Source organism: Nitrospirota bacterium (genome assembly GCA_016219645.1).
In the GTDB taxonomy this organism is placed as follows: domain Bacteria; phylum Nitrospirota; class Nitrospiria; order Nitrospirales; family Nitrospiraceae; genus Palsa-1315.
This window is the reverse complement of record JACRLR010000035.1, coordinates 1-1,263: the sequence shown is the minus strand read 5'-3', so window position 1 is coordinate 1,263 and position 1,263 is coordinate 1. Positions and strand designations below refer to the sequence as shown.

Annotated in this window: 2 protein-coding genes; both read right to left on the bottom strand. The window is 57.6% G+C overall.

Annotated elements, in window-relative coordinates:
- The coding region (locus tag HZB34_13105; protein MBI5316898.1) for a hypothetical protein at window positions 1-153 on the bottom strand (153 nt) is incomplete at its 3' end.
- A partial coding sequence (locus HZB34_13100; GenBank protein MBI5316897.1) for a TldD/PmbA family protein occupies window positions 150-1,263 on the bottom strand: 1,114 nt, incomplete at its 5' end. The genes HZB34_13100 and HZB34_13105, both read right to left, overlap by 4 nt.

Here is a 1,263-nt window from a genome sequence, read left to right as displayed (position 1 = left end):
TTGATTGTTGGCGAATCTCGTTGTGCCGGCGTGATGATCGCGAAGACGGACGATCGTCTGATCAGCGGATGAGCGGGTCAGGACTAGATCGCTCAGAAAGCGAAACTCATCGCTGCTGGTCAGCTTCGGCCAGGCGCCGCTCAGTACGGTCATGCGCTTCCCTCTCCTCGGATCACATGGATCTGGCGAAACCTCGCAGGAGAAGCGGCATGCGTCATCCAACCGGACTGGCCTGGCTGCCCCTTGCCACAGGTGATGAAGCCATATCGACGACGAGCAGTTCGGTCGGCCACTCCATCGCAGCTGTTCCAAAATTCCGGCGTGATTCCGTGGTAGATCACATCCCGCAACATATGGGTCCTTCTGCCGTTTTCAATCAGCCAGAACGAGTCCCCGCCGAACTGAAAATTGTAGCGGCGCTGATCGATGCTATAGGACCCATGGCCTTCGATGTAGATACCGTGCTTCACGTCGGCAATCAGCTGATCGACAGTCGCTGAGCCCGGCTCAAGTCCGATATTCGCGATACGCACCATCGGAACGTGGCTCCACCCATCGGCCCGATTGGAACCACGTGAACGAGATTCACCGATCTTCGGTGCGACTTCACGGTTCGTGCAATAGCCGACGAACAGCCCGTCCCGGACGATGTCCCATTGCTGACACTGAACCCCGTCGTCATCGTAACCGGTCGCGGCCAGAGTTTCCGGTTCAGTGTTATCGGCCACCAAATTCACATGCTGCGAGCCATAGCGAAAGGTGCCCAGTTTTTCGGGCGTCAGGAAGCTGGTCCCCGCATAATTGGCTTCGTACCCAAGCGCCCGGTCCAGCTCGCTCGGATGGCCGCAGGATTCATGGATCGTCAATGAGAGATGCTCCGGATCGAGCACCAGATCGTACTGGCCTGCATCGACCGCCGGGGCTTTGACCTTTTCGATCGCTTGAGCGGCAACACGCGAGGCCTCGCGCAGCAGGTCGGCTTCCTCGATCAGTTCATAGCCCTTCCTGAGATGAGGCGTGTTGAGGCTGCGCGAAGCAAATCGACCTTCGTAGAGAGCCGTTGCGGTACATTCGCCTTGCCCGGCCAACAGATCGAATTCCAAACGCGACCCTTCCGTCGACACGAACAACTTCCTGTCTCGACGCGCCCACAGACTTGCGCTGCTCCGTGCGATACCGGATTGTCGATGGAGCGTTTCCATCGTATTCAGCAGTAAATCGGTTTTCTTCTCAAGCGGGATAGTGAAGGGATCGATGCGATAG